Here is a 22,179-nt window from a genome sequence, read left to right on the forward strand (position 1 = left end):
CTTCGGGACGGGTGCCGGTGGGAGACCACTGGCACCCGTTCGCACGTCCGGCACGTGGTTGGATACCCGCGTGCCCCCCGCCCAGCCCGACGGCGACGTCGCCCCCGAGGACGGCCTGCTGCCCGACGAGGCGTGGGCGGAGTTCGGCAGCAAGCCGTTCGGCCTCTACGTGCACGTCCCGTTCTGCTCGGTGCGCTGCGGCTACTGCGACTTCAACACCTACACCGCGCAGGAGCTCGGCGACGAGGTCGGCGCGAGCCGCTCGTCGTACGCCGAGGCCGCGATCCGCGAGATCCGCTTCGCGCGCCAGGTCCTGGGCCACCGTGACGTCCCCATCGAGACGATCTTCTTCGGCGGGGGCACCCCCACGCTGCTGAAGCCAGCGGACCTCGGCGCCATCGTGGCCAGCGCCGCGGCCGAGTTCGGGCTGGTCGACGACGTCGAGATCACCACCGAGGCCAACCCCGACAGCGTCGCCGCGTGGGACCTCGAGGAGCTGCGCACCGCCGGCTTCAACCGGATCAGCTTCGGCATGCAGTCCGCCGTCGACCACGTCCTCCGCACCCTCGACCGCACGCACGACCCGATGCGGGTGCCGGCGGCCGTGGAGTGGGCCCGCCGGGCCGGGTTCGACGACGTCAGCCTCGACCTGATCTACGGCACGCCGGGGGAGTCGCTGGCCGACTGGGAGACCTCGGTCGACGTCGCCCTGGACTGCCGCCCCGACCACGTGTCGGCCTACTCCCTCATCGTGGAGGAGGGCACCGCGATGGGCCGCCAGGTCAAGCGCGGCGAGCTGCCGATGCCCGACGAGGACGACCTGGCCGACAAGTACCACCTCGCCGACGAGAAGCTCTCCGCCGCCGGGATGAGCTGGTACGAGGTGTCCAACTGGGCGATGTCGCCCGACCACTGGTGCCGGCACAACCTCCTCTACTGGACCGGCGGGCACTGGTGGGGCGTGGGCCCCGGCGCGCACTCCCACGTCGGCGGCGTGCGCTGGTGGAACGTCAAGCACCCGGCGGCGTACGCCGAGCGGCTCGCCCGCGGCGTCTCACCGGCCCTGGCCCGCGAGGTGCTCGGCTACCACGACCGGCGCGTCGAGCGGATCCTGCTGGAGATCCGCCTCGTCGAGGGGCTGCCGGTCACCGCCCTCGAGGCGACCGGCCGCTCCCACGTCGCCCGCCTCGTCGCCGACGGCCTCGTCGAGCTCGCCACCGAGCGGCTCGTGCTCACCCAGCGGGGTCGGCTGCTCGCCGACGCGATCGTCCGCGACCTGGTGGACTGACGCCACCCCTCCACTCCGCGGCGGTTGAGGTGCGAGCGCACGTGCGGCGGTCGTAGCCCTCGGATCGGCCGATCAGGGGCCACTTTCGCCGCACGTGCGGTGGTTCGAAGCCCGCGGCGACTTCGAGCTGTTGCCCGAGCTGTCGTCACGACGTGGGGGCAGACCGCCCACCGTTGGTTGAGGTGGCAGGTTTCGAGGCTCGTCGCTGGCGCTCCTCGCACCTCAACCAGCGAACGGGGGGATCGCTCAGGGGGCGGTGGTGAAGTCGATCAGCTCCTCGACCCGGCCGAGGAGGGCGGGCTCGAGGTCGGCGAAGGACGTGACCCGGCCGAGGATGTGCTTCCAGGCCCGGGCGATGTCGGCCTGGTCGCGGTGCGGCCAGCCGAGCTGCTGGCAGGTGCCGGTCTTCCAGTCGATGCCCTTGGGGACGTGGGGCCAGCGGGGGATCCCCAGCCGGTCGGGCTTGACCGCCTGCCAGATGTCGATGAACGGGTGCCCGACGACCAGGACGTGCTTGCCGATGGGGGAGCGGGCGATGCCCTGCGCGATGCGCGCCTCCTTCGACCCGGCGACCAGGTGGTCGACCAGGACGCCGACCCGGCGCTGCGGGCCGGGCTTGAAGTCGCGCAGGTGCTCGGCGAGGTCGTCGACGCCGCCGAGGTACTCGACCACCACGCCCTCGATGCGGAGGTCGTCGCCCCAGACCTTCTCGACGAGCTCGGCGTCGTGCCGGCCCTCGACGAAGATCCGGCTGGCGCGGGCCACGCGGGCGCGCGCGTTGGGCACCGCGACGGACCCGGACGCCGTACGCGTGGGAGCCGCGGGCGCGGCTGCGCGCACCGGGCGGGTGAGGATCACCGGCCTGCCCTCGAGCAGGAAGCCCGGACCGAGGGGGAACGTACGCCGCTTGCCGCGGCGGTCCTCCAGCGTCAGCGTGTCGATGTCACGGTCGACGGCGACGACCTCGCCGCACCAGTCGGTGGTGACCTCCTCGACGACCATCCCGATCTCGGTCGGCACCTCGGTGGCGCGGCCGTTCCTCGGCGCACGCCAGTCGCCGGAAAGGACGTCGGTTCCGTAGCGATCGCGGGTCACCGGTCCACGTTAGGCGTCCGGCTCCACGCGGACGCGGTGGCACGCCGTGCGACGCGGATCACACCGACCGGGCCTGCCGCAGGTCAGCCCCCGGTGATGCCGGCGCCCTCGGCGCCGTCGCCGCTGTCCTCGTCCTGGGTGGCGTCCATCTCGAGCTCCTCGCGGCTCTTGGTCGCCTCGTCGTCCGGGTCGAGGGGCTCGGCCAGCGGGTTGTCCTCACCGGGCTGCAGGTCCTCGGGCAGCTGGTCGTCGGAGATGCCGCCCAGCGTGGCGTCGTCGGGCGAGGCCGTGCCGCCGGAGTGGTCGGAGTCGGCCGGGCTCGTGCCGCTGCCCGCCTTCGGCGTGTCGGTCGACTCGGTGTTGTCGGTCTGGGACTCGCTGTTCTCGGTCATGCCCCAGTCCTACTGGGCCGGCCTCTCCGGGACCAGCCCCCGGGGGGTGGGGGAAGCCAGGAAGGACGCCGACAGGGCCCCTAGATCAGGGGCAGCCGCTTCTGGCTGCGGGGCAGGTGCTCGTAGCCCAGCCGGACGGCGCTCTCGAGCAGCTCGGGGTCCCACGGCCACTCGCCGGTCGCGAGGGCCTCGGACCGCGGTACGCCGCGCGAGGCGAGGTCGCGGATGGTCTCGGCGATGACACCGAGCTCGGCACGCTGGTCCTGGACGAACGCCTTGTCGACGACCTTCCCGTGCCCGGGCACGACCACCGTGGTGTCGCTCATCAGGCCGAGGACCAGGTCGAGGGTCAGCGGCCACTCCAGCGGCCACGAGTCGTCGCCGATGGACGGCGGGTCGGACTCCTCGACGAGGTCGCCGCCCACCAGCACGTCGGCGTCCGGCACGCGGACGACGAGGTCGCCGGCCGTGTGCCCGCGCCCGGGGTGGATCAGCTCGACGGCCCGGCTGCCCAAGTCGAGCTGGACCGCGGAGGAGAAGGTGCGGGTGGGCAGGCGGAGCGTGGTGGCGAGGACCTCCTCGCGGCGCGGGTGCTCGGTGTCCTGCTCGTAGCGCGCGAAGGCATGACCGGCCGACACCTCCATGTGCTCCGCCGCCCAGTCCGTCGCGTGGATCGGCATCTCGCCGAACTGCTCGACCATGGTGGCGTTGCCGAAGTGGTGGTCCCAGTGCTCGTGGGTGTTGACCAGCCCGGTCAGCGGACCTGCGCCCAGTCGGCGTACGTCGTCGGCGACCACCCGCGCCTCGGCGGCGGACCCGTGCGTGTCGATCATCAGCAGGCCGTCCGACCCGCCGACCAGGGTGATGTTGACCTGCATCCAGTCGTAGTGCGCCACCCAGACCTGGGGTGCGACCTCGGTGAAGCGGGGGGCGGTGTCGGGCATGTCGGCGAGCCTACGGACTCCTAGTAGAGTTGGCACTCCGATTATCCGAGTGCCAGAAACCGACGTGCAGAGGAGGGCTGACGTGGTCGACGACCGCAAGCTCGACGTGCTGCGCGCGATCGTGGAGGACTACGTCGCGACCGAGGAGCCGGTCGGCTCGAAGGCGCTCGTCGAGCGGCACGGGCTCGGCGTCTCCCCGGCGACGGTCCGCAACGACATGGCGGCGCTGGAGGACGAGGGCTACATCCACCAGCCCCACACCAGTGCCGGACGCGTGCCCACCGACAAGGGCTACCGGCTCTTCGTCGACAAGCTCGCCACCCTCAAGCCGATGAGCGTGGCGGAGCGGCGGGCCATCGCGACGCTGCTCGACGGTGCCGTGGACCTCGACGACGTCGTGCAGCGCTCGGTCCGCCTGCTCAGCCAGCTGACCCGGCAGGTCGCGATCGTCCAGTACCCGACGCTCTCCCGCTCGACGGTCCGCCACATCGAGCTGGTCTCGCTGACCGCGACCCGGGTGATGGTGATCCTGATCCTCAGCACCGGTCGGGTCGAGCAGCGCCTCGTCGAGCTCGACGCACCGGTGGTCGACACCGACCTCGCCGAGCTGCGCGTCCTGGTCAACCAGGCCAGCGCCGGCGTGCAGATCGCCGCAGCAGCCGCCGCCCTCGCCGACCTGCCCGACGGCGTACGCCCCGAGCAGGCCGACTCGGCCCGCGCGATCGTGGGCGTGCTCACCGAGGCGATGTCCGACCACCGCAGCGACGAGCGGGTCGCGGTCGGCGGCACCGCCAACCTGGCCCGCTACGGCGACTTCGACACCGCCGTCCGGCCACTGCTGGAGGCGCTGGAGGAGCACGTCGTGCTGCTCAAGCTGCTGGGGGAGTCGGGGACCGACGCGCTCACCGTGCGCATCGGCCACGAAGGCCCCTACTCCGAGCTCGCGGCCACGAGCGTCGTGGCCACCGGCTACGGCCCGCAGGAGTTCCACCTCGGCTCCCTCGGCGTCGTCGGCCCCACCCGCATGGACTACCCCGGATCCATGGCAGCCGTGCGCGCCGTCGCGCGCTACGTCTCCCGGATCCTCGATGAAGGAAACCAGTGACCCAGGACCCGTACGAGATCCTCGGCGTCTCCCGCGACGCCAGCGCCGACGACGTCAAGAAGGCCTACCGCAAGCTCGCGCGGCAGCTCCACCCCGACGTCAACCCCGACCCGGAGACCCAGGAGCGGTTCAAGGACGTCTCCCGCGCCTACGAGGTGCTGAGCGACCCCGGCAAGCGCGCGGCCTACGACCGCGGCGGTGACGCGTTCAGCCAGGGCTTCGGTGGCGCCGGGCAGGGCTTCAGCTTCACCGACATCATGGACGCGTTCTTCGGTGGCGGTGCCGCCGGTGGTGCGCAGACCCGCGGCCCGCGCTCGCGCGCCCGCCGCGGCCAGGACGCGCTCATCCGGCTCGACGTCGAGCTGGCCGAGGCCGCCTTCGGCGTCACCCGCGACCTCAAGGTCGACACGGCGCTGCGCTGCGAGGCGTGCGAGGGACAGGGCACCGCGCCCGGCACCAAGCCGGTGACCTGCGAGACCTGCCACGGCCAGGGCGAGGTCGCGGTGGTGCAGCGCTCGTTCCTCGGCGAGATCCGCACCCTCCGCCCGTGCGCGGCGTGCCGGGGCTTCGGCTCGATCATCCCCGACCCGTGCCGGGAGTGCTCGGGTGACGGCCGGGTGCGCTCGCGTCGCACCCTGACGGTCAAGATCCCCGCAGGCGTCGACCACGGCACCCGCGTGCAGCTCACCGGCCAGGGCGAGGTCGGCCCCGGCGGTGGCCCGGCCGGCGACCTCTACGTCGAGATCCACGTCGAGCCCCACCCGACGTTCACCCGCCACGGCAACGACCTGCACACCACGATCTCGCTGCCGATGTCGGCGGCCGCCCTCGGCACCCAGCTCACGCTTCCGCTGCTCGAGGCCGACCTGCCCGCCTCGTCCGACGAGTCCTCGGAGACCGTGACGACGTACGACCTCGACATCCGCCCCGGCACCCAGTCGGGCAGCGAGCAGGTGGTGCGCGGCTTCGGCGTGCCGAGCCTGCGCGGTGGGCGCGGCGACCTCGTGGTCAGCATCGCCGTCGAGACGCCCACGCGCCTCGACCCGCGCCAGGAGGAGCTGCTGCGAGAGCTCGCGGCGATCCGGGGCGAAGAGCAGCCCGACGGCAACAACGAGGCGCCGCACAAGTCGATGTTCGGTCGGCTCCGCGACGCCTTCCAGGGCTGAGCCGGGTGTCGCTCCCGGTCCACCTCGTCGAGTCCCTGGCCGGAGCAGCGCCCGGGTCCGTCGTCGAGGTGACCGGTGACGAGGCGCACCACGCCGTCGCCGTACGACGCCTCCGCGAGGGGGAGCAGGTCGTGCTGACCGACGGTCGGGGCACCTCGGTGACGGGATCGGTGACCTCGACCGGCAAGCGGGTCTTCTCCGTGACCGTCGCCTCCGTCGCGCAGGACCCCAGGCCCGAGCCGGCGATCACCGTCGTGCAGGCCCTTCCCAAGGGCGACCGTGGCGAGCTCGCGGTCGAGGTGCTCACCGAGGTCGGCGTCGACCGCATCGTGCCGTGGGCGGCCTCGCGCTCGGTGGCGGTGTGGAAGGGCGAGCGCGCAGCGAAGTCGCACGCGAAGTGGCAGGCCACCGCCCGCGAGGCGGCCAAGCAGTCGCGACGCTCGTGGCTGCCGACCGTCACCCCGCTGGCGTCGACCGCCGACCTCGCGGCGGTCGTCGCGGAGGCCGACCTCGCGCTCGTCCTGCACGAGGACGCCACGCTGCCGCTGGGGGCGCTGGAGGTCCCGGAGGCCGGGCGGATCGTCCTCGTGGTGGGTCCCGAGGGCGGGATCAGCCCTGACGAGCTCGCCGCGCTGACCGACGCCGGCGCCCACGCCGTACGCCTCGGCACTGAGGTGCTCCGCACGTCCACCGCCGGTGTCGTCGCCGTCGCCGCCGTGCTGGCGCGCACCTCCCGCTGGGCCTGACCCTGCGCGGCTACTGCACGGTGATCGTCTTGGTGTCGACCGCCGGGCCGTTGCCCTCCGCGCCGCCGGAGGGGTCGTCGGTCTCGCACTGCACCACGACCTCGCCGCTCACGCCGTCGAGAGGCAGGTCGACCTCGAACGGGAACAGCCGGTCCTCCATCCAGCCCTCGGACTGGTAGCCCTCGAGCGCGACCTCCTCGCCGTCCTCGAGCAGCCGGCACGGCCCGCTGGCCTCGAAGGAGTTGGCGACACCGGTCACGGTCACGGTGTCGCCCGAGACCGTGTCGCCCTCGGCGGGGGACGTGATGTTGACCAGGTTGAGCGTGCGCAGCACGGGAGCCGCCTCGAACGGCGTGTCGGTCGGCAGCCCGAAGAGGGGGGCGCCGCCCTCGCGCTGCACCTGCACCGGCACGCGCTCCTGCTGGACGCCCTGGAGCGTGCGGACCAGCTGCTGGAGGGCGAGCCTGGCGTCGCGCCTCGACATCCCGTCCGGGCGGTCGGTGAAGCCGTCGGACGGGACCTCGACGAGGAGCACCCCGTCGGTCGCCTGCACCGACGCGATCTCCACCCCGGGCCAGAGCGTGCGGTAGTCGGGGTCGGTCGGCTGGCCGCCACCGGCGACGAGGCGGGCCGCCTCCGTGAGCGGGTCGCCCTCGACGCGCTGGAACTCGCGGAACAGGACGGTACGGCCGCCGGGACCGTCGCCGGCGAAGTAGACCGGGATCGCGGTGCCGGACGCAGCAGCCGACTCGGACGGTGACTCGGACGGCGACTCTGCGGGCTCCGACGGCGTCTCGGCGGGGGACTCGGACGGGGACTCCGACGGGGTGGCGTCGTCGGTCGCGGTGGTCTCGTCGGAGACCGGTGCCGCGTCGTCACTGCACCCGGCGAGGGCCAGGCTGCTCGCCACGACGACCGCGGCGGCGCCCGCCCAGCGTCGTACGGCGTGGGGCCGAGCCGGTCGAGGGGTGGTGGGGAAGGTCATGCTCGTCACGGTAGTGGGACGCGCGGGCGCTGCTTCCGGTCCCACGCCGGGGCGCCAAAGCCTAGGCTTGGCCCATGAGCGAGACGGCGCCCGACTGCATCTTCTGCAAGATCGTCGCCGGCGAGGTCCCGGCCGACGTGCTCGGCCGCAACGACCACGCCGTCTCGATCAAGGACCTCAACCCGCAGGCGCCGTTCCACGCGTTGGTCATCTCGGCGGACCACCACGACAACGCCGCCGCGTCCGCGGCCGCCGACCCGGCCTCCGTCGGCCACCTGGTCTCGCTCGCGGACGAGGTGGCGAAGGCGTCGGGCAACGACGACTACCGCCTCATCGCCAACACCGGCGCGGGCGCCGGCCAGACGGTGTTCCACACCCACCTCCACGTGCTCGGCGGCTCGTCGCGCATGACCGAGACGCTGGTCTGAGCCGATCACCATGACCCGCACCCGCACCCGTGCCGCCCTCGCCGCGGTCCTCGCCGCCGGGCTCCTCGCGCTCTCCGCCTGCAGCGGAGGCGACGGTGCGGGCAGCGCCGACCAGACGGCCACCCAGCCCGCCGACTCCCCGACCAGCGCGTCCCCGGCCGAGGTCGAGGAGGTCGACGAGACCGGGCAGGCCGGGCACAGCGGGCACTACGCCGAGCCGGCGAAGTCCCGCCGGCTGCGTGCGGGTGAGACGCGTACGACGATCGCGATGCCCGGCGCCTACACGCCGTCCGCGCCCTACGGCACCGGCACCGACGACTACCGGTGCTTCCTGCTCGACCCCGAGCTCGACCGCGACGCCTGGCTCACCGGCACCCAGGTGCTGCCCGGCAACCCCGACGTGGTGCACCACGTCATCCTCTTCCAGGTCACGCCCGAACAGGTGGCCGCCGCCGAGGCCAAGGACGCCGCGGAGGAGGACGAGGGCTGGACCTGCTTCGGCGGCACCGGGCTCGACGAGTTCCAGGACGTGAACCGCTCGTCGTGGATCGGCGCCTGGGCGCCGGGCGGCCGGGAGTCGGTCACCAAGCCCGGCTACGGCGTACGTCTGCGCAAGGGCAGCCGCATCGTGATGCAGGTCCACTACAACCTGCTCGCCGGCCAGCAGCCCGACACGTCCGCGGCCCAGCTGCGCCTCGCACCCGGCGGGCGCGACCTGCAGGCGTTGAGCACCATGCTGCTGCCCGCGCCCGTGGAGCTGCCGTGCCGCCCGCGGCACTCCGACGGGGAGCTGTGCGAGCGCGACGCTGCGGTCGCCGACGTCAAGGAGCGGTTCGGCGCCGACGGCAACACCGCCGACCTGCTCCACCTGCTGTGCGGCGGTGAGCCTCGTCCGGGCGAGGTGCAGTCGTGCGTGCGCACGCTCGGGGAGCCGATCACCATCCACGGCGTGGCGGGCCACATGCACCTGCTCGGTCGCTCGCTGGAGATCGAGGTCAACCCCGGCACCCCGCAGGCCCGCACCATCCTCGACATCCCCGTCTGGGACTTCGACGACCAGGGCAGCCGCCCGATCGACCCGATCCGGCTCGAGCCGTTCGAGCAGGTCAAGGTGACGTGTCGCCACGTCCAGTGGCTGCGCGACGAGCTGCCGTCCTTCGAGGGCCAGCCCGACCGCTACGTCGTGTGGGGCGAGGGCACGACCGACGAGATGTGCCTCGGGATGCTGCAGGTCACCCGCCCCTGACGGGTGGCCACCCCTGTCAGGTGGGCCGCACGCCGCGCGCTCGGTAGCATGGAGGGGCTCTGCCACCGACCCGGAAGGCCGCCCCCACGGGCATCCATGACTGCCACCAACCAGCCAGGCACCCCAGAGGTTCGACCGACCCACACCGTGGTCGTCCCCAACAGCATCGACATGGTCTCCGTCCTGGGCCCGGGCGACGAGCACCTCCGGTTGATCGAGCGGGCCTTCGACGCCACCGTCCACGTCCGCGGCAACCGGATCACGCTCTCCGGGGAGTCGGCCGAGGTCGCCATGGCGGAGCGCCTCCTCGACGAGGTCGTGACCCTGGTCCGCACCGGTCAGGGCGTCACGGGCGAGACGGTCGAGCGGATCATGCAGATGCTGCGCACCGAGACGCAGGAGCGGCCGGCCGACGTGCTGAGCCTCAACATCCTGTCCAACCGCGGTCGCACGATCCGGCCCAAGACGCTCAACCAGAAGCGCTACGTCGAGTCGATCGACAAGAGCACGATCACCTTCGGCATCGGCCCCGCCGGCACCGGCAAGACCTACCTGGCCATGGCGAAGGCCGTGCAGGCCCTCCAGGCCAAGGAGGTCAACCGGATCATCCTGAGCCGCCCGGCCGTCGAGGCGGGGGAGCGGCTCGGCTTCCTGCCCGGGACGCTCAGCGAGAAGATCGACCCCTACCTGCGCCCGCTCTACGACGCGCTGCACGACATGGTCGACCCCGACACGATCCCCAAGCTGCTGGCCGCCGGCACGATCGAGGTCGCCCCGCTGGCGTTCCTGCGCGGCCGCTCGCTCAACGACTCCTTCATCATCCTCGACGAGGCGCAGAACACCACGCCGGAGCAGATGAAGATGTTCCTCACCCGCCTCGGCTTCGGCTCGCGCATCGTCGTCACCGGCGACACCAGCCAGGTCGACCTGCCGTCGGGCACCAAGTCGGGCCTGCGCGTCGTGGAGGGCATCCTCGACGGCGTCGACGACATCACGTTCTGCCGCCTCACCGGCACCGACGTCGTGCGCCACCGCCTCGTCGGTCGGATCGTGGAGGCCTACGACGTCTTCGACGCCGAGACCGAGGCCGCCCGCCCGAAGAGCAGCGGCCCCCGGAGCCCGCGATGAGCATCGAGGTCCTCAACGAGTCGGGCCACGAGCTCGACGTACGCCGTCTCTCCCGGCTCGCGCGCTTCGTGATGGAGCAGATGCGCGTCCACCCGCAGGCCGAGCTGTGCATCAAGGCCGTCGACGAGGACACCATCGCCGAGCTCAACGGCCAGTGGATGGAGAAGGACGGCCCCACCGACGTGCTCGCCTTCCCGATGGACGAGCTCCGGCCCGGCAAGGTCAACGAGGAGCCCGAGGAGGGCGTCCTCGGTGACCTCGTGCTGGCCCCGTCGGTCGCCGAGCGGCAGGGTGAGGAGGCCGGGCACGGACGGGAGGCCGAGATCGACCTGCTGACCGTCCACGGCATCCTCCACCTCCTCGGCTACGACCACGCCGAGCCGGAGGAGCACGCGGTGATGTTCGGGCTGCAGGGCGAGCTGCTCGACAAGTGGCGCGCCGACGCCGGTCCCGCCTGACATGACCGCTGACATCTGGCAGCTCGGCTCAGCCGCTCTGCTGGTCGTCCTGGCCGGCCTCTTCTCGGCCGCCGACGCCGCCCTGGGTGGCTTCTCGCGTGCCCGCGCGGAGGAGCTGAAGGCGGAGGGCCGCCCAGGAGCGGCGCGACTGGTGAAGCTGCTCGACGACCCCGCGCGCTACCTCAACACCGCCCTCCTGATGCGCCTGCTGTGCGAGATCAGCGCGATCGTGCTGGTCGCCACGTGGGCGCGCGACGCCTACCAGGGCTCGCCCGTCCCGACGTTCCTGACCACGATCGGCGTGATGCTGGTGGTGTCGTTCGTCGTGATCGGCGTCGCGCCACGCACCATCGGCCGCCAGCACGACGTACGCGTGGCGCTGGCGTCGGCCGGCCCGATCTCCCTCGTCACGACCGTCCTCGGCCCGATCCCCGCGCTGCTCATCCTCCTCGGCAACGCCATCACGCCCGGCAAGGGCTTCAGCGAGGGCCCGTTCTCCACCGAGACCGAGCTGCGCGAGCTCGTCGACATGGCCGAGGCGGGCGCGATCATCGAGTCCGGTGAGCGCCGGATGATCCACTCGGTCTTCGAGCTCGGCGACACGATCACCCGCGAGGTGATGGTCCCGCGCCCCGACGTCGTCTACGTCGAGCGCCACAAGAACCTGCGCCAGACGCTGTCGCTCTTCCTGCGCAGCGGCTACTCCCGGATCCCGGTGATCGACGAGAACCTCGACGACATCGTCGGCATGGCCTACCTCAAGGACATCGTGCGCCGCGACTTCGAGGCCCCCGACGTCGAGTTCACCCAGCGCGTCGACGAGGTGATGCGCCCGGTGCACTACGTCCCCGACTCCAAGCCGGTCGACGCCCTGCTCACCGAGCTGCAGGCCCGACGCCAGCACATCGCGGTGGTGGTCGACGAGTACGGCGGCACCGCCGGGCTGGTCACGATCGAGGACGTCCTGGAGGAGATCGTCGGCGAGATCACCGACGAGTACGACGCCGAGGAGGTCGAGGTCGAGCACCTCGACGGCGGCGCCATCCGGGTGTCCTCGCGCTACCCGGTCGACGACCTCGACGAGCTGGTGGGCTTCGACGTCGAGGACGACGACGTGGACAGCGTCGGCGGGCTCATGGCCAAGCACCTCGGCAAGGTCCCGATCCCCAGCTCCGTCGTGGAGTGCCACGGCCTGCGGCTGGAGGCCGAGCGCGCCACCGGGCGCCGCAACAAGATCGGGACCGTGCTGGTGACGGTGCTCGACCCGGCGTCCGACGAGTCCCCCGACGACCCGCTCTAGGGTTCTCGCATGAGCACCCACGACGACGCTGCCGGACCCAGCGCCGAGGACGCCAAGCTGGTGACCCTGGCCCGCGCGACCCGCGCCCGCGCCCGCGCCGACGAGGGGGCGGCGGTGCGCGACCTCGACGGACGCACCTACGCCGCCGCCAGCGTGCGCCTGGCGCACCTCGACCTGTCCGCGCTCGAGGTGTGCGTGGCCATGGCCGTCTCGTCCGGTTCGGCCGGCCTCGAGGCAGCGGTGGTGCTCACCGACACCGAGCCCGTCCTCGACGCGGTGCACGACTTCGCCGGATCCGGCGTGCCGGTGCACGTCGGCGACCAGCGCGGCACGATCACCCGCTCGACCACGACCTGAGCACGCCACTGGTCCAGTGACGTGCTCGCGCGCGCGGGCCGGGATCGCTAGCGTGGAGGGGTGCGCACGACTGTCGGTCGCGAGCAGCATGCTGTCGGGGAGGCACGGCTCAGGGAGTCCTACGCCGCCCTACCCGCCGACGCCCCCGTGCGGCTGGCCAAGCGCACGAGCAACCTCTTCCGCGGCCGCGCCGCCTCCGCGGCCGGCCTCGACGTCTCCGGGCTGACGGGCGTCATCGAGGTCGACGGCGACGTCGCGGAGGTGCAGGGGATGTGCACCTACGAGCACCTCGTCGAGGTGACGCTCGCGCACGGGCGGATCCCGCTCGTCGTGCCGCAGCTGAGGACGATCACGCTCGGCGGCGCGGTCAGCGGGCTCGGCATCGAGGCGACCAGCTTCCGCAACGGCCTGCCGCACGAGTCCGTGCTCGAGATGGACGTGCTCACCGGGGCCGGCGAGATCGTCACGACCAAACCGGGCGACGACCTCTTCGACGCCTTCCCCAACTCCTACGGCTCGCTCGGCTACGCCACCCGGCTGCGCATCGAGCTCGAGCCGGTGCCGTCGTACGTCGCCCTGCGCCACGTCCGCCTCCCCGACGCCGCCGCGCTCGCCGAGGCCGTCACCCGCGTGGTCGAGGAGCGGTCCTGGGCGGGGGAGCGGGTCGACGCGGTGGACGGCGTCGCCTTCGCGCCCGACGAGCTCTACCTCACGCTGGCCCGCTGGACCGACGAGCCGGGCCCGACCAGCGACTACACCGGGCAGCAGGTCTTCTACCGCTCGCTGCAGCGGCGGGCCACCGACCGGCTCACGATGCACGACTACCTCTGGCGCTGGGACACCGACTGGTTCTGGTGCTCGCGGGCCTTCGGGGCCCAGCACCCCCTCGTCCGGCGGATCTGGCCGCGACGGCTGCGTCGCTCCGACGTCTACTGGAAGCTCGTCGCCCTCGACCGCCGGCTCGGCGTCGCGGACCGGCTCGACCGCCGCGCCGGCCGCCCGCAGGGCGAGCGCGTCGTGCAGGACGTCGAGGTGCCCGTCGAGCGGCTGCCGGAGTTCCTGGCCTGGTTCGACCGCGAGGTCGGCATGCGCCCGGTGTGGCTGTGCCCACTGCGGCTGCGCCGCGCGGGGGACGGGCCCGGCGACCGGCCGTGGCCCGGCTACCCGCTCAGCGCCGCGACGACCTACGTCAACGTCGGGTTCTGGGGCATCGTCAACGTCGGCCCGGACGCCCCCATGTCCCCGCGCAACCGCGCGATCGAGGCGAAGGTGTCGGAGCTCGGCGGCCACAAGAGCCTCTACTCGGAGGCCTTCTACGCGGCCGACGAGTTCGACCGGCTCTACGGCGGCCCCCACCTGGCGCGGGTCAAGGCCGCCCACGACCCCGGCGACCGGCTGACGTCCCTCTACGACAAGGTGGTGCAACGACGATGACCCTCCACACGGACCCCGGCTCGGGCCGCGGCGGGACGGCACGCCTGACGATCGGCGCCGCGATGGACTCGTTGGTGAGGGGCGGACTGCCGCTGCACTTCTCGGCGTACGACGGCAGCAGCGCCGGCCCTCCCGACGCGCCCGTGGGGATGCAGCTGCACAACGAGCGCGGGCTCGCCTACCTGATGACGGCTCCCGGCGACCTCGGCATGGTGCGCGCCTACGTCCGCGGCGACCTCAGCCTGTCGGGGGTGCACCCCGGCGACCCCTACGACGCCCTCGTGCTGCTGAAGGACCACACGAAGTTCCGCGTGCCGGCGCCGTCCGAGGTGGTGAACATCGCCCGCAGCCTCGGGCTCTCCCACCTGCGCCCACCCGCCCCGCCGCCCCAGGAGCACCTGCCCCGCTGGCGGCGCGCGATGGAGGGACTGCGCCACTCGATGACGCGCGACGCCGAGGTCATCTCCCACCACTACGACGTGTCCAACCGGTTCTACGAGCTGGTGCTCGGGCCGTCGATGGCCTACACCTGTGCGCTCTACGAGGCCCCGGACCTGACGCTCGAGGAGGCCCAGGCCGCGAAGTTCGACCTGGTGTGCCGCAAGCTCGACCTCCGCCCGGGTCAACGGCTGCTCGACGTCGGCTGCGGCTGGGGAACGATGGTGCGCCACGCCGCCCGGGAGCACGGCGTACGAGCGCTGGGCGTGACCCTGTCGCTCGAGCAGGCCCAGTGGGCCACCGAGGCGATCGACCGTGAGGGCCTCGGCCACCTCGCCGAGGTGCGCCACCTCGACTACCGCGACGTCTCGGAGTCCGGCTTCGACGCCGTCAGCTCGATCGGGCTCACCGAGCACATCGGCGTGCGCAACTACCCCGCCTACTTCCGCCACCTCCGCGACCGCCTCAAGCCGGGCGGCCGCCTGCTCAACCACTCCATCACCCGACGGCACAACCGGCGCCAGGAGACTGGGCACTTCATCGACCGCTACGTCTTCCCCGACGGGGAGCTCATCGGCTCGGGCACGATCATCGGCGCCGCGCAGGACCAGGACCTCGAGGTGCAGCACAGCGAGAACCTGCGCCTGCACTACGCCGCCACGCTGCGCGACTGGAACCGCAACCTGGTCGAGCACTGGGACGAGTGCGTGGCCGAGGTCGGCGAGGGGACCGCGCGGGTGTGGGGGCTCTACATCGCCGGCTCGCGCGTCGGCTTCGAGCGCGACGAGGTCGAGCTGCACCAGGTGCTCGCGACCCGCAACCACGACGACGGCCGTTCCGACTTCCCGATGCGTCCCGACTGGTGAGCCACCGATAGCCTCGACGGGTGAGCACCCGTGCAGCCCAGTTCCAGGCGACCGTGCGTCGCCGCGAACCGCTCTCGGACCACCTCGTCCGGATCGTGCTCGACGACCTCGACGGCTTCACCTCGACCGGCGTCCCCGACGAGTGGGTCGGCCTCGTCGTGCCCGGCCAGTTCCAGAGCCGTTACTACACCGTGCGGTCCTTCCGGGACGGCGAGCTGACCCTCGACGTCGTGGTCCACGACGTCGGCCTGGTCACCGAGTGGGCGACGCGCGACTGCGTCGGCGACACCGTCACCGTGACCGAGCCCAAGGCGTCCTTCGCGCCGCCGCCCGGCGCGCGCTGGCTGCTGCTGGTCGGCGACCTGACGGCCATGCCGGCGATGGCCCGCATCGCCGAGACCCGCCCCGACCTGACGACGTACGTCATGGCGGAGGTGCCCGACGACCTGACCGGCTACCTGCCGTCCGGCGTCGACGTGACCTGGCTGGCCCCACCCGCGCCCGGGCAGAGTGCGCTGGCCACGGTCGTCGAGGGCATCGAGTGGCCCGAGGGTGAGGGTTACTTCTGGATGGCGGGGGAGTCCGCCCAGATGCGCGCGATCCGCAAGCACCTCATGCGCGAGGTCGGGCTGCCGACCAGCCACTACGACGTGATGGGCTACTGGCGCGCCACCGCCGCCCGGCAGCCCCGGGCCGTCGATCCCGGACCGGTCTGGCGCGCGGGCAAGGCGGCAGGCAAGACTGACGAGCAGATCTGGGCCGACTACGACGCTGCCAGGGAGACGACCGATGGCTGACCACGACGACGAGCTCGACGACGAGCTCGACGAGGACTTCGACCTCTCCGGCGTCGCGCCGGCGGGCGCCTTCTACGAGGCGCCCGAGGGCTACCGCAGCGGGTTCGCGTCGTTCGTCGGCCGACCGAACGCCGGCAAGTCGACCCTGACCAACGCGCTCGTGGGCCAGAAGATCGTCATCACGTCCTCCAAGCCGCAGACCACCCGCAACGTGGTGCGCGGCATCGTGCACCGCGCCGACGCCCAGCTGATCCTGGTCGACACCCCCGGCCTCCACCGCCCGCGCACGCTGCTCGGCGAGCGGCTCAACGACCTGGTGCGTACGACCTGGGCCGAGGTCGACGTCGTCGCCGTGTGCTTCCCGGCCAACGAGAAGATCGGTCCCGGTGACCGGTTCATCGTCACCGAGCTCGGCAAGGTGCGCCGCACGGTGCGCATCGCGGTCGCCACCAAGACCGACCTGGTCACCCCCGAGCAGCTGGCGAACCACCTCATGGACATCGCCGCCCTCGGCGAGGAGACCGGCACCGAGTGGGCCGAGATCGTGCCCGTGTCCGCGGTGGCGGGCGACCAGGTCGACCTGCTCGCCGACCTCCTCGTCGGCCTGCTACCGGAGGGGCCGCCGCTCTACCCCGACGGCGACCTGACCGACGCGCCGGAGGAGGCGCTCGCCGCGGACCTGATCCGCGAGGCCGCCCTCGAGGGCGTCCGAGACGAGCTGCCGCACTCGATCGCCGTGGTCGTCGAGGAGATGGGACTGCGCGAGGGGCGTCCCGACGACAAGCCCCTGCTCGACATCGTCGCCAACCTCTACGTCGAGCGCGACTCCCAGAAGGGCATCATGATCGGCCACAAGGGCTCGCGCCTGCGCTCGGTCGGCACGGCCGCCCGCAAGCAGATCGAGGCCCTGCTGGGCACGCCGGTCTACCTCGACCTGCAGGTCAAGATCGCCAAGGACTGGCAGCGCGACCCGCGCCAGCTGCGCAAGCTCGGCTTCTGAGGCCCGGTTTCGAGGCCTGAGGCTCAGAGGCCCAGGCTCCGCGCGGTCGAGCGCACCGCCTCCGCCGACGCCGCGAGCCGGTCCCGCTCGTCCGGGCTGAGGGGCGTGGCGAGCACGCTCTCGACCCCGGACCGGCCGACGACCGACGGCATCGAGAGGCACACCCCGGAGAGCCCGTGCACCCCGTCGAGTCGCGAGGTGACGGGCAGGACGCGGTGCTCGTCGTGGAGGACCGCCTCGAGCATCCGGGACACCGAGAGGCCGATCGCCAGGCTGGTGGCGCCCTTGCCCGCGATGATCTCGTACGCCGCGGTGACCACCCGTTCGTGGATCCGGGCACGGGCGTCGGCATCGAGGCGGCCGACGCCCGGCGCCTCCCAGTCCTCGACCGGCACGCCACCGATCGTGGCGGTGGACCAGAGCGGCACCTCGGAGTCGCCGTGCTCACCGGCGATGTAGGCGTGGACGTTCTGCACGGCCACGTGGGTGTGCTCGGCGATGAGGAACCGCAGCCGTGAGGAGTCGAGGACCGTGCCGGACCCGAACACGCGGTTGCTGGGCAGCCCGGAGAACTCCAGGGCGGCCATGGTCACCACGTCGACCGGGTTGGTCACGACGAGCAGCAGCGCCTCGGGAGCCAGGGTGACGAGCGCCGGCACGAGGTCGCGGCACATCGCGACGTTGGCGGCGGCGAGGTCGAGCCGGCTCTGCCCGGGGTCCTGCTTGGCGCCGGCCGTGATGACGACGACGTCCGCGCCTGCGCAGACGGCGAGGTCGTCGCTGCCGGTGATCTCGGCCATCGGGGTGAACTGCATCCCGTGGTTGAGGTCGAGCACCTCCGCCCGCACCTTCTGGGCGTTGAGGTCGAACAGGGCGAGCTGGCGGCACACGCCACGGATCTGGGCTGCATAGGCGATGGCCGTTCCCACGGCACCGGCACCGACGATCGCGACCTTCGACATGGACCCACTCTGACAGGCCGAGGGTCAGGCCGGCACCCAGCAGATCCCGTAGCGCTGCCCGGCCTCCCACTGATCGCGCGTCGGGCTCTCCTGCGACCAGGTGAAGTCGAGCGGGTCGTCGGTGGCGTCCGCGGCGACGTCGCGGCAGACCGGGTCCATCCGTGCCGCGACCGCGTCCCGGGCAGGCAGCCTGCGGCCCGGGATGTCCACGGTCGCCGCCGCCCGCCACGCGTGCTTCGCGCCGCACGTCACCCGCCGGAACCCGGGAGTGCCGGGCGCGGCGGTCGCGCACATCGCGGGCCCGCCCCATCCCTTCGTCCGCCGCGGCAGCCGCAGCAGGGTGCCCGGCGAGGCGACGGCCACGATGTCGCAGCGGAACCAGTCGGCCCCGGCCTCCGCCCGCGCGGGGCTCGGGCTGAACCAGACGGCCCGCACCATGCTGAGCCTCAGCTCGCGCGGCGTACGTCCGAGGTGCTTCGGCAGCCGGGTGGTGCAGGCCCGGCTCATCTGGCGCTGCGCGGCCTGCGAGTCCACCCGACGCGTGAAGCCGGACTTGGTGGTGAGGTCGAGCCGGCCGACGAAGTAGGTCTGGGCCGTGTGGGGTCGGCGGCACGGGACCGGTGCCGTGCGGCCGACCACGGCGACCGCCTGGCGCAGGGACAGGGCGTGGCACTCGCCCGCCTCCGGCGTCGGTCCCGGGTCCGGGGGAGCGGTCGCGGCCGGGACGGGCGTCGACGAGGGGGACGTGGTCGGGTCGTCCGCGGGTGCGTCCGGAGCCGAGGTGCAGGCCGACAGCACCGCGGCCGCGGCCACCATGGCGAGGAGCCGCCTCATCCCATCACCAGCGCGGCGAGCGTGCCGCCCAGCTCGTACGCCGCTTCGCGGTCCGTCTCGCCCACGTCGCCCAGCACCTCGAGGACGGGCGCGCTCTGGCGCCAGGCGAGCGCACCGACGATCGACTGGACCGACCGCACCGCGCCGGTGGTGTCGTAGCGCCCGTGGACGTAGAGGCCGAACGGCTTGCGGCCTCCTTCGACGGTCGCGGCCGAGCCGTCGTCGGTGAGCGCGCCCCCGGCCTGGAGGAAGATCGAGTCGAAGAAGTGCTTGAGGGCGCCGCTCATGTAGCCGAAGTTGGCGGGCGTGCCGAGGACGTAGCCGTCCGCGGCCAGCACGTCGTCCGCGTCAGCCTCGAGCGCGGCTCGGACGACCACCTCCACGCCCGCGATCGCCTCGTCCGAGGCGCCGGCGACGACGGCCTCGGTCAGCGCGGCCACCGACGGCGTCGGCGAGTGGTGGACGATCAGCAGGCGCGGCACGGAGCCGAGGCTACTCACGGCCCCGCGAGCGGCGTACCGTCGATGCGTGACGTTCGACGTGGCGGGCGACGCCTACGACCGTTTCATGGGTCGCTACTCCCGGCCCCTGGCCGCGCGCTTCGCCGACTGGCTCGAGGTGGCACCCGGCCAGGAGGCGATCGACGTGGGCTGCGGCCCGGGCGCCCTGACCGGCGTGCTCGTCGAGCGGCTCGGCGGCGGTGGCGTGCGCGCGGTCGACCCCTCGGCGCCCTTCGTCGAGACGTGCCGCGAGCGCTTCCCCGGCGTGGACGTGCGGCAGGGCGCGGCGGAGTCGCTGCCCTTCGAGGACGCGACCTGCGACGTGGCAGCGGCGTGCCTCGTCGTCCACTTCATGACCGACCCCGTCGCGGGCGTCGGTGAGATGAGGCGGGTCACCCGACCCGGTGGCCGGGTGGGCGCAACCGTGTGGGACCTCGCCGGGTCGCGGGCGCCGATGTGGCCCCTGTGGGACGCGGTCGCCGAGCTCGAGCCCCAGCACCCGGGCGAGCGGGGGTTCCGGGGTGGCTCACGCACCGGCCTCGTCGAGATCCTCGAGGCCGCCGGCCTCCGTGACGTGGAGTCGGCCGAGGTCGAGGTGACGGTGTCCCACCCCAGCTTCGAGGAGTGGTGGGAGCCCTACCTCCACGGCGTCGGCCCGGCCGGTGACGCGGTCGCCGCGCTGGGACCCGACGGGCGCCGTCGCCTCGAGGAGGTGCTGCGCCGTCGCCTCGGCGACGGGCCGTTCGACCTGTCGGCGGTGGCGTACGTGGCGCGCGGCCGCCCCTGAGGGCGTCTCATCCCGCGGGAGCCCGGGCCGCGGTCGTGGGGAACGGGGTTATCGTGGTCTCGTCATGATGCGCAGCCTCCTTCTTCGCTGCCGCAACGAGGCCTAGGACCCGGCCCCCTCGTTGCGGAGAGTGGTGCGTGCCGGTCGCCCCTTCTGCAGACCGAGGACACCATGACCAACCTGAGCAACACCGCCAACCAGCAGGGCACGAGCCCGATGCCGTTCGCCCGCTACACCCCGTTCGTGCCCGTCGACGTGCCCGACCGCACCTGGCCGACGAAGAAGGTCGAGAAGGCGCCGCGCTGGCTGTCCACCGACCTGCGCGACGGCAACCAGGCGCTCATCGACCCGATGACCCCGGCCCGCAAGCTCACGATGTTCGAGCTGCTGGTCTCGATGGGCTACAAGGAGATCGAGGTCGGCTTCCCCAGCGCCAGCCAGACCGACTTCGACTTCGTGCGCAAGCTGATCGACGAGGACCGCATCCCCGACGACGTACAGATCTCGGTGCTGACGCAGGCCCGTGAGGACCTCATCGAGCGGACCGTGGACTCGCTGGTCGGGGCTCCCCGCGCGACCGTCCACCTCTACAACGCGACCGCCCCGCTGTTCCAGCGCGTCGTCTTCAACGTCACCCCCGACGAGTGCCGCAACATCGCCGTGCGCGGCACCGAGATGGTGATGAAGTACGCCGAGGAGCGCCTCGGCGGTCTCGTCGGCAGCGGGGACTTCGGCTACCAGTACAGCCCGGAGATCTTCACCCAGTCCGACACCGACTTCGCGCTGAGCGTGTGCGAGGCGGTCTCCGACGTGTGGCAGCCCGAGGCCGGCCGCGAGATCGTCCTCAACCTGCCCGCCACCGTCGAGATGTCGACGCCCAACACCTACGCCGACCAGATCGAGTACTTCGGCCGCGGCCTGACCCGGCGCGAGCACTCCGCGATCAGCCTGCACCCGCACAACGACCGCGGCACCGCCGTCGCCGCCACCGAGCTCGGCCTGATGGCCGGCGCCGACCGGGTGGAGGGCTGCCTGTTCGGCCACGGCGAGCGCACCGGCAACGTCGACCTGGTCACGCTCGGCATGAACCTCTTCAGCCAGGGCATCGACCCGCAGGTCGACTTCTCCGACATCGACGAGGTCCGTCGCACCGTCGAGTACTGCACCAACCTGCCGGTCCACCCGCGCCACCCCTACGCGGGCGACCTCGTCTACACCGCCTTCTCCGGCTCCCACCAGGACGCGATCAAGAAGGGCCTGGAGGACCTCGACAAGAAGGCCGCGGCCCTCGGCGTGCCCGTGGGCGAGCTGCCCTGGGAGGCGCCCTACCTGCCCATCGACCCCAAGGACGTCGGCCGCACCTACGAGGCGGTCATCCGCGTCAACAGCCAGTCCGGCAAGGGCGGTGTGGCCTACGTCCTCAAGTCCGAGCACAAGCTCGACCTGCCGCGTCGCGCGCAGATCGAGTTCAGCCGGGTCGTCCAGCAGCGCACCGACACCGACGGCGGGGAAATCACGCCCGAGGAGATCTGGTCGGTGTTCCGCGCGGAGTACCTCGACCGCGAGGCCCCGCTCAAGCTCAACTCGGTCCACACCTCCAGCGCGGCGGGGGAGAAGGACCAGCTCACCGTCGGGGTGTACGTCGACGGCGAGCGGCGCGAGCTGACCGGTGAGGGCAACGGCCCGATCGCCGCGTTCGTGGACGCGATCGGCGCCGTCGGCCACGACGTACGCGTCCTCGACTACCACGAGCACGCCCTGTCGTCGGGCGGCGACGCCATCGCAGCGGCCTACGTCGAGTGCGCGGTGGGCGAGAAGGTCCTGTGGGGCGTGGGGCTCGACGCCAACATCGTGACCGCGTCACTCAAGGCGGTCATCAGCGCGGTCAACCGCGGCTGACAGGCAACAGCGCTACATTTCGAT

23 protein-coding genes are annotated in these 22,179 nt (G+C 72.5%); 16 read left to right on the top strand and 7 right to left on the bottom strand.

The features are described from left to right. Positions 1 to 70 precede the first annotated feature (70 nt). Positions 71 to 1,288 (top strand): radical SAM family heme chaperone HemW, encoded by a 1,218-nt coding sequence (gene hemW / locus ACNKF0_RS07755; protein ID WP_416957205.1) that lies wholly within the window; start codon positions 71 to 73, stop codon positions 1,286 to 1,288. Between the two features lie 246 nt (positions 1,289 to 1,534). Here the strand turns inward: hemW and ACNKF0_RS07760 are convergent, their stop codons facing one another. The 3 genes from ACNKF0_RS07760 to ACNKF0_RS07770 form a co-directional block, all read right to left on the bottom strand. Beyond that, on the bottom strand, positions 1,535 to 2,383 hold the full coding sequence (locus ACNKF0_RS07760) for a DUF3097 domain-containing protein (protein WP_416957207.1): 849 nt from the start codon (positions 2,381 to 2,383) through the stop codon (positions 1,535 to 1,537). Positions 2,384 to 2,466: 83 nt separating this feature from the next. Then, entirely contained in the window at positions 2,467 to 2,775 is a 309-nt protein-coding gene (locus tag ACNKF0_RS07765) for a hypothetical protein (protein ID WP_416957209.1), read from the bottom strand. Between the two features lie 80 nt (positions 2,776 to 2,855). Continuing rightward, positions 2,856 to 3,719, bottom strand: a complete 864-nt coding sequence (locus tag ACNKF0_RS07770) for an MBL fold metallo-hydrolase (RefSeq protein WP_416957211.1) — start codon at positions 3,717 to 3,719, stop codon at positions 2,856 to 2,858. An 82-nt stretch (positions 3,720 to 3,801) separates the two neighbouring features. On the opposite strand from ACNKF0_RS07770, the gene hrcA reads away from it, so the two are divergent. The 3 genes from hrcA to ACNKF0_RS07785 are packed head-to-tail and all read left to right on the top strand — an operon-like array spanning position 3,802 to position 6,736. Continuing rightward, positions 3,802 to 4,824 carry a heat-inducible transcriptional repressor HrcA gene (hrcA, locus tag ACNKF0_RS07775; RefSeq protein WP_416957213.1) on the top strand — a complete coding sequence of 341 codons (1,023 nt, stop codon included), beginning with the start codon at positions 3,802 to 3,804 and terminating at the stop codon, positions 4,822 to 4,824. Further along, positions 4,821 to 5,990, top strand: coding sequence for a molecular chaperone DnaJ (gene dnaJ / locus ACNKF0_RS07780; protein WP_416957216.1), 1,170 nt, complete (start codon positions 4,821 to 4,823; stop codon positions 5,988 to 5,990). The genes hrcA and dnaJ overlap by 4 nt, the downstream gene beginning before the upstream one ends. A gap of 5 nt (positions 5,991 to 5,995) precedes the next feature. Then, a complete protein-coding gene (locus ACNKF0_RS07785; protein WP_416957218.1) occupies positions 5,996 to 6,736 on the top strand; it encodes a 16S rRNA (uracil(1498)-N(3))-methyltransferase in 741 nt (246 codons plus the stop codon). A gap of 10 nt (positions 6,737 to 6,746) precedes the next feature. Here ACNKF0_RS07785 and ACNKF0_RS07790 read toward each other — a convergent pair whose 3' ends face one another. Continuing rightward, on the bottom strand, positions 6,747 to 7,721 hold the full coding sequence (locus tag ACNKF0_RS07790; RefSeq protein ID WP_416957221.1) for a Gmad2 immunoglobulin-like domain-containing protein: 975 nt from the start codon (positions 7,719 to 7,721) through the stop codon (positions 6,747 to 6,749). Between the two features lie 74 nt (positions 7,722 to 7,795). Between ACNKF0_RS07790 and ACNKF0_RS07795 the strand changes: the two genes are divergently transcribed. The 10 genes from ACNKF0_RS07795 to era all read left to right on the top strand — a co-directional run bounded on the left by ACNKF0_RS07795 (position 7,796) and on the right by era (position 17,173). Then, positions 7,796 to 8,149: an HIT domain-containing protein gene (locus tag ACNKF0_RS07795; protein WP_299927459.1), complete on the top strand. Its 354-nt coding sequence runs from the start codon at positions 7,796 to 7,798 to the stop codon at positions 8,147 to 8,149. A 10-nt stretch (positions 8,150 to 8,159) separates the two neighbouring features. After that, the gene (locus ACNKF0_RS07800; protein WP_416957224.1) at positions 8,160 to 9,395 is read left to right on the top strand and encodes a hypothetical protein; all 1,236 of its coding nucleotides are present in this window, start codon (positions 8,160 to 8,162) and stop codon (positions 9,393 to 9,395) included. A 96-nt stretch (positions 9,396 to 9,491) separates the two neighbouring features. Beyond that, a complete protein-coding gene (locus ACNKF0_RS07805) occupies positions 9,492 to 10,523 on the top strand; it encodes a PhoH family protein (RefSeq protein WP_416957226.1) in 1,032 nt (343 codons plus the stop codon). Beyond that, complete coding sequence (ybeY, locus tag ACNKF0_RS07810) at positions 10,520 to 10,981, top strand: rRNA maturation RNase YbeY (RefSeq protein WP_299927453.1); 462 nt, start codon at positions 10,520 to 10,522, stop codon at positions 10,979 to 10,981. Before ACNKF0_RS07805 ends, ybeY begins: the two co-directional genes overlap by 4 nt. Position 10,982: 1 nt before the next feature. Further along, a complete protein-coding gene (locus ACNKF0_RS07815) occupies positions 10,983 to 12,281 on the top strand; it encodes a hemolysin family protein (RefSeq protein ID WP_416957228.1) in 1,299 nt (432 codons plus the stop codon). A 9-nt stretch (positions 12,282 to 12,290) separates the two neighbouring features. Beyond that, positions 12,291 to 12,638, top strand: coding sequence for a cytidine deaminase (locus ACNKF0_RS07820; RefSeq protein WP_299927447.1), 348 nt, complete (start codon positions 12,291 to 12,293; stop codon positions 12,636 to 12,638). A 60-nt stretch (positions 12,639 to 12,698) separates the two neighbouring features. Beyond that, the gene (locus ACNKF0_RS07825; RefSeq protein ID WP_416957231.1) at positions 12,699 to 14,072 is read left to right on the top strand and encodes an FAD-binding oxidoreductase; all 1,374 of its coding nucleotides are present in this window, start codon (positions 12,699 to 12,701) and stop codon (positions 14,070 to 14,072) included. Next, on the top strand, positions 14,069 to 15,376 hold the full coding sequence (locus tag ACNKF0_RS07830; RefSeq protein ID WP_416957233.1) for a class I SAM-dependent methyltransferase: 1,308 nt from the start codon (positions 14,069 to 14,071) through the stop codon (positions 15,374 to 15,376). Before ACNKF0_RS07825 ends, ACNKF0_RS07830 begins: the two co-directional genes overlap by 4 nt. 20 nt (positions 15,377 to 15,396) lie before the next feature. Next, positions 15,397 to 16,173, top strand: coding sequence for a siderophore-interacting protein (locus ACNKF0_RS07835; protein WP_416957235.1), 777 nt, complete (start codon positions 15,397 to 15,399; stop codon positions 16,171 to 16,173). Further along, on the top strand, positions 16,166 to 17,173 hold the full coding sequence (gene era, locus ACNKF0_RS07840; RefSeq protein WP_416957237.1) for a GTPase Era: 1,008 nt from the start codon (positions 16,166 to 16,168) through the stop codon (positions 17,171 to 17,173). The genes ACNKF0_RS07835 and era overlap by 8 nt, the downstream gene beginning before the upstream one ends. Before the next feature lie 23 nt (positions 17,174 to 17,196). Here the strand turns inward: era and ACNKF0_RS07845 are convergent, their stop codons facing one another. The 3 genes from ACNKF0_RS07845 to ACNKF0_RS07855 are packed head-to-tail and all read right to left on the bottom strand — an operon-like array spanning position 17,197 to position 19,451. After that, positions 17,197 to 18,135: an L-lactate dehydrogenase gene (locus ACNKF0_RS07845; RefSeq protein WP_299927432.1), complete on the bottom strand. Its 939-nt coding sequence runs from the start codon at positions 18,133 to 18,135 to the stop codon at positions 17,197 to 17,199. A gap of 24 nt (positions 18,136 to 18,159) precedes the next feature. Next, positions 18,160 to 18,969 carry a septum formation family protein gene (locus ACNKF0_RS07850; protein ID WP_416957239.1) on the bottom strand — a complete coding sequence of 270 codons (810 nt, stop codon included), beginning with the start codon at positions 18,967 to 18,969 and terminating at the stop codon, positions 18,160 to 18,162. Next, positions 18,966 to 19,451 (bottom strand): NAD(P)H-dependent oxidoreductase, encoded by a 486-nt coding sequence (locus tag ACNKF0_RS07855; protein ID WP_416957241.1) that lies wholly within the window; start codon positions 19,449 to 19,451, stop codon positions 18,966 to 18,968. Before ACNKF0_RS07855 ends, ACNKF0_RS07850 begins: the two co-directional genes overlap by 4 nt. Positions 19,452 to 19,497: 46 nt before the next feature. Between ACNKF0_RS07855 and ACNKF0_RS07860 the strand changes: the two genes are divergently transcribed. Together ACNKF0_RS07860 and leuA are read left to right on the top strand one after the other, a co-directional pair. Beyond that, entirely contained in the window at positions 19,498 to 20,256 is a 759-nt protein-coding gene (locus ACNKF0_RS07860) for a class I SAM-dependent methyltransferase (protein ID WP_416957243.1), read from the top strand. A gap of 171 nt (positions 20,257 to 20,427) precedes the next feature. Further along, positions 20,428 to 22,155 carry a 2-isopropylmalate synthase gene (gene leuA / locus ACNKF0_RS07865; RefSeq protein WP_416957245.1) on the top strand — a complete coding sequence of 576 codons (1,728 nt, stop codon included), beginning with the start codon at positions 20,428 to 20,430 and terminating at the stop codon, positions 22,153 to 22,155. The last annotated feature ends 24 nt before the right edge of the window (positions 22,156 to 22,179 follow it).

The sequence above is a fragment of the Nocardioides sp. T5 genome (genome assembly GCF_048161455.1).
Classification (GTDB): Bacteria; Actinomycetota; Actinomycetes; order Propionibacteriales; family Nocardioidaceae; genus Nocardioides.

Excerpts from the sequence above, each read along its gene's own strand:
- ACNKF0_RS07765 (WP_416957209.1), bottom strand. The coding sequence starts at position 2,775 with ATGACCGAGAACAGCGAGTCCCAGACCGACAACACCGAGTCGACCGAC.
- ACNKF0_RS07770 (WP_416957211.1), bottom strand. The coding sequence starts at position 3,719 with ATGCCCGACACCGCCCCCCGCTTCACCGAGGTCGCACCCCAGGTCTGG.
- ACNKF0_RS07790 (WP_416957221.1), bottom strand. The coding sequence starts at position 7,721 with ATGACCTTCCCCACCACCCCTCGACCGGCTCGGCCCCACGCCGTACGA.
- ACNKF0_RS07795 (WP_299927459.1), top strand. The coding sequence starts at position 7,796 with ATGAGCGAGACGGCGCCCGACTGCATCTTCTGCAAGATCGTCGCCGGC.
- ACNKF0_RS07800 (WP_416957224.1), top strand. The coding sequence starts at position 8,160 with ATGACCCGCACCCGCACCCGTGCCGCCCTCGCCGCGGTCCTCGCCGCC.
- ACNKF0_RS07805 (WP_416957226.1), top strand. The coding sequence starts at position 9,492 with ATGACTGCCACCAACCAGCCAGGCACCCCAGAGGTTCGACCGACCCAC.
- ybeY (WP_299927453.1), top strand. The coding sequence starts at position 10,520 with ATGAGCATCGAGGTCCTCAACGAGTCGGGCCACGAGCTCGACGTACGC.
- ACNKF0_RS07815 (WP_416957228.1), top strand. The coding sequence starts at position 10,983 with ATGACCGCTGACATCTGGCAGCTCGGCTCAGCCGCTCTGCTGGTCGTC.
- ACNKF0_RS07820 (WP_299927447.1), top strand. The coding sequence starts at position 12,291 with ATGAGCACCCACGACGACGCTGCCGGACCCAGCGCCGAGGACGCCAAG.
- ACNKF0_RS07830 (WP_416957233.1), top strand. The coding sequence starts at position 14,069 with ATGACCCTCCACACGGACCCCGGCTCGGGCCGCGGCGGGACGGCACGC.
- era (WP_416957237.1), top strand. The coding sequence starts at position 16,166 with ATGGCTGACCACGACGACGAGCTCGACGACGAGCTCGACGAGGACTTC.
- ACNKF0_RS07845 (WP_299927432.1), bottom strand. The coding sequence starts at position 18,135 with ATGTCGAAGGTCGCGATCGTCGGTGCCGGTGCCGTGGGAACGGCCATC.
- ACNKF0_RS07850 (WP_416957239.1), bottom strand. The coding sequence starts at position 18,969 with ATGAGGCGGCTCCTCGCCATGGTGGCCGCGGCCGCGGTGCTGTCGGCC.
- leuA (WP_416957245.1), top strand. The coding sequence starts at position 20,428 with ATGACCAACCTGAGCAACACCGCCAACCAGCAGGGCACGAGCCCGATG.